The following is a 3431-nucleotide window of genomic DNA, read 5'->3' as shown; positions in this document are numbered from 1 at the left end:
CGGCACGATCCGGCGGATCGAGGTCGGGGTCTCCCAGATCTTCTGCTCGCGCACCTGCGCGCCGGGCTCGGGGGCGTGGATCATCTTGCCGTCGCCGGTGTAGATGCCGATGTGGTAGGCCGGGTCGCCGAACGTGATCAGGTCACCGGGCTTGGCCTGGTCCAGGCTCGGCACGGCGGTGCCCTGCTGCGCCTGGTCCTCGGCCACGCGGGGCAGGGTGATGCCCAGGTTCTTGTAGACCAGCTGCACCAGGCCCGAGCAGTCCAGGCCCTTCGACGGGTCGGTGCCGCCCCACACGTACGGCACGCCCAGGTACTGCTTGGCGTTCTCCACGACCTGGCTGCCGGACACCCCGCCCGACGCCGACGCCCCGGAGGTCGCCGAGGTCCCGGACAGGGCGCTGGTCAGCGCCGACGCGAACTCCGTCCCCGAGGTTGCGGCGGGCTCGGCCGCCCTGGGGACCAACCCGACGATCATCCGGTTGATCTCCTGCATCCGCACGCCGATGCCCGCGATGCCCGCGCTCACTCCTGGCCACCCCCGGTGCGCCCGCCCCACAGGTCGTCCACGACCCGCTGGGCAGCCGCCAGCTCGTCCTTGCGGGCCTGGTCGGCCGCGCGCTCCGTCAACTTCTCCACCGTCCGCCGCCGCGTCGCCGCCTCGCGCAGCACGTCCTGCCTGCCCGTCGCGGCGTCCTCGGCCTCGCGCCGCGCCTGCTCGGCGGCGCCCAGCGCCTGCGCCATGGCCCGGCCCGCGGCGACCGACGCGAGGTACGCGGTCGGGTCACCGCCCTCGGGGCCGCTCCAGCCGTCCAGCTGCTCCTCGCGGCGCGCCACCCCGGCGCTCGCCTGCGCGACCGCCGCGTTCGCCCTGGCCACGTCGCCGCGCGCCATGTCCTCCTGCGCGCGCCTGGCGCGCAGCACGGCCGCCAACCTCGATCCCACGCTCATCCCCGCATACCCCCGTGCAGCAGTTCCCGCAGCTCCTCCCAGGACGACTCCGCGCTGGTGCGCGCGTGGATGTCCTGGGTGAGCAGGCCGTTGATGCGTGACTCCAGCGCCATGGCGCGGTCCGCGTCCAGGTTCGTGCCGCCGACGTAGGCGCCGATCTCCACCAGCTCCCGCACGTCCCGGCGGGCCGCCAGCAGCCTGCGCAGCTGCGCCGCGTCGGCGCGCTGCTCGGGCGTGGTCACCGCGCCGGTCACCCGCGACACCGACTCCAGCACGTCGATGCTGGGGAAGTGCCCCGAGGTGGCGAGCCTGCGGTCCAGCACCACGTGGCCGTCCAGGATGGACCGGGCGGTGTCGGCGATCGGCTCGTTGTGGTCGTCGCCCTCCACCAGCACCGTGTACAGGCCGGTGATGCTGCCGCGCTCGGCCGGTCCGGCCCGCTCCAGCAGGGTCGGCATCAGCGCGAACACCGACGGCGGGAAGCCCCGCGTCGCTGGCGGCTCGCCCGCGGACAGGCCCACCTCGCGCTGCGCCATCGCGATGCGGGTGAGGCTGTCCATCATCAGCAGCGCGTTCGCGCCCCGGTCCCGGTACCACTCGGCGATGCGGGTGGCCACGAACCCCGCGCGCAGCCGCACCATCGGCGGCTGGTCGGAGGTCGCCACGACCACGACCGAGCGGGCCAGGCCCTCGGGGCCCAGGTCGTTCTCGATGAACTCGCGCACCTCGCGACCGCGCTCGCCGATCAGGGCGACCACGGTGATCTCCGCCTCGGTGCCGCGCGTGATCATCGACAGCAGGCTCGACTTGCCGACGCCCGAGCCCGCGAAGATCCCGATGCGCTGGCCCTGCCCGCACGGCACCATCGTGTCCAGCGCGCGCACGCCCAGCTGCAGCGGCTTGTCGATCAGCTGGCGCTGCAGGGCCGACGGCGGGGTCATGTCGACCGTCACCGACTCCAGCCCGAGCAGCGGCGGCCCGCCGTCCATCGGCCGCCCCAGCCCGTCCAGCACCCGGCCGCGCAGCTGCTCGCCCACGGCGATCTGCAGCGGCCGGTTCGTGCTCACGACCTCGGCGCCGAGGCCGATGCCGCCCAGCGCGCCCAGCGGCAGGCAGGTGACCCTGCCCGCGCCCAGCGCCACCACCTCGGCCAGCACTTCCTGACCGCCGGACCCGATCCGCACCAGGTCGCCGATGCGGGCGCTGATGCCCGCCACCGTCACCGACAACCCCACCACACCGGTCACCCGGCCGATGACCTGCGGCTTCGCCGCGGCCAGGGCAGGTGCGAAACGCTCGTCCAGCAGTCCGGTCACAGTCCCAGCTCCTCGCGCACCCGGCGGAGCGCCGTCTCCAGACGGGCGTCCACCGTCGTCTCGTCGGTTTCTGCGATGGCCGCTCCGGGGGTCAACCCCGGATCGGCCACCAGAACCACCGTGCGTCCGTGCTCGGTGAACTCGGTGCCGTTCTCGTCGGCCAGGAGGGCGTGGTCATGAGGGTGCAGCCGAACCCTCACCGGAACGTGTGGTGGCGCCAGCGCCAAAGCCCTGGTCAGCGCGTCCCGGCCGCCCTGCTCGCCGCCGATCTCGCGGCCGACGAGCGCCTCGGCCAGGTCCACCGCCGCCGACACCAGCGCGCCGGTCATCTCGGTGGCCTGCACCACGTCCCGCGAGCGCAGCGACTCGGCCGCCAGGCTCACCGCGCCGATCGCCCGCCGCACCTCGGCCTCCTGGTGCGCCAGGAGCCGCCGCAGCTGCTCCTCGGCGTGCGCCCTGGCCTCCGCGGTGGCCGCGCGGGCCTCCCGCATCCCCTGGGCCCAGCCGATGGCGTACCCCTCGGCCCTGGCCTCCGACCGCAGCGCCGTCAGCGCCTCCGCCGGGCTCTTGGCCGCCGTGACCACGTTCAGCTCGAACGCCGTCACCCCGGACGCCACCGCGTCCCCCTGCCGCAGCACCGACACCTGGGTCGGGCCCTCAGTCGACGTACTCGTCATCCTCGTTGCTCCGTCGCAGCACGATCTGGCCGGACTCCTCCAACTGGCGGATGACCCGGATGATCTTGGCCTGGGCCTCTTCCACGGTGCGCAGGCGCACCGAGCCGAGGACCTCGATCTCGTCGGACAGGTTCTCGGCCGCGCGCTCGGACAGGTTGCGCACGATCTTCTGGTTGACCTCGTTGCTGACGCCCTTGAGCGCCGTGGCCAGGTCGTTCGGCTCGATCTGCCGCAGCACCAGCTGCATCGACCGGTCGTCGATCCCGACGATGTCCTCGAACATGAACATCTGGCTGCGGATGAACTCCGCCAGCTCCGGGGACCGCTTGGTCAGGCCCTCCAGGATGGAGCGCTCCGTCGCCCGGTCCGAGCGGTTGATGATGTTCACCAGCGGCTCGACGCCACCCACCGTGGACAGGTCCGACGGCTGGAGCAGCGACGAGAACCGGCGCTGGAGCAGCGACTCGACCTTGCGGATCACCTCGGGG

5 protein-coding genes are annotated in these 3431 nt (G+C 73.4%); all 5 read right to left on the bottom strand.

All coding sequences use genetic code 11. The features are described from left to right. A partial coding sequence (locus ACTUAL_RS21460; RefSeq protein WP_440901505.1) for a C40 family peptidase occupies window positions 1-528 on the bottom strand: 528 nt, incomplete at its 3' end. Continuing rightward, window positions 525-950: a cell envelope biogenesis protein TolA gene (locus tag ACTUAL_RS21455; protein ID WP_157767599.1), complete on the bottom strand. Its 426-nt coding sequence runs from the start codon at window positions 948-950 to the stop codon at window positions 525-527. The genes ACTUAL_RS21455 and ACTUAL_RS21460, both read right to left, overlap by 4 nt. Beyond that, a complete protein-coding gene (locus ACTUAL_RS21450; protein WP_440901504.1) occupies window positions 947-2266 on the bottom strand; it encodes a FliI/YscN family ATPase in 1320 nt (439 codons plus the stop codon). The genes ACTUAL_RS21455 and ACTUAL_RS21450 overlap by 4 nt, the downstream gene beginning before the upstream one ends. Further along, window positions 2263-2943 carry a FliH/SctL family protein gene (locus ACTUAL_RS21445; protein ID WP_157767600.1) on the bottom strand — a complete coding sequence of 227 codons (681 nt, stop codon included), beginning with the start codon at window positions 2941-2943 and terminating at the stop codon, window positions 2263-2265. Before ACTUAL_RS21445 ends, ACTUAL_RS21450 begins: the two co-directional genes overlap by 4 nt. Next, a partial coding sequence (locus tag ACTUAL_RS21440) for a FliG C-terminal domain-containing protein (RefSeq protein WP_440901503.1) occupies window positions 2924-3431 on the bottom strand: 508 nt, incomplete at its 5' end. The genes ACTUAL_RS21445 and ACTUAL_RS21440, both read right to left, overlap by 20 nt.

The sequence above is a fragment of the Actinosynnema sp. genome (assembly GCF_052038725.1).
Note: the sequence above shows the minus strand (reverse complement) of the source record. Positions and strands in the feature narration are given on the sequence as shown.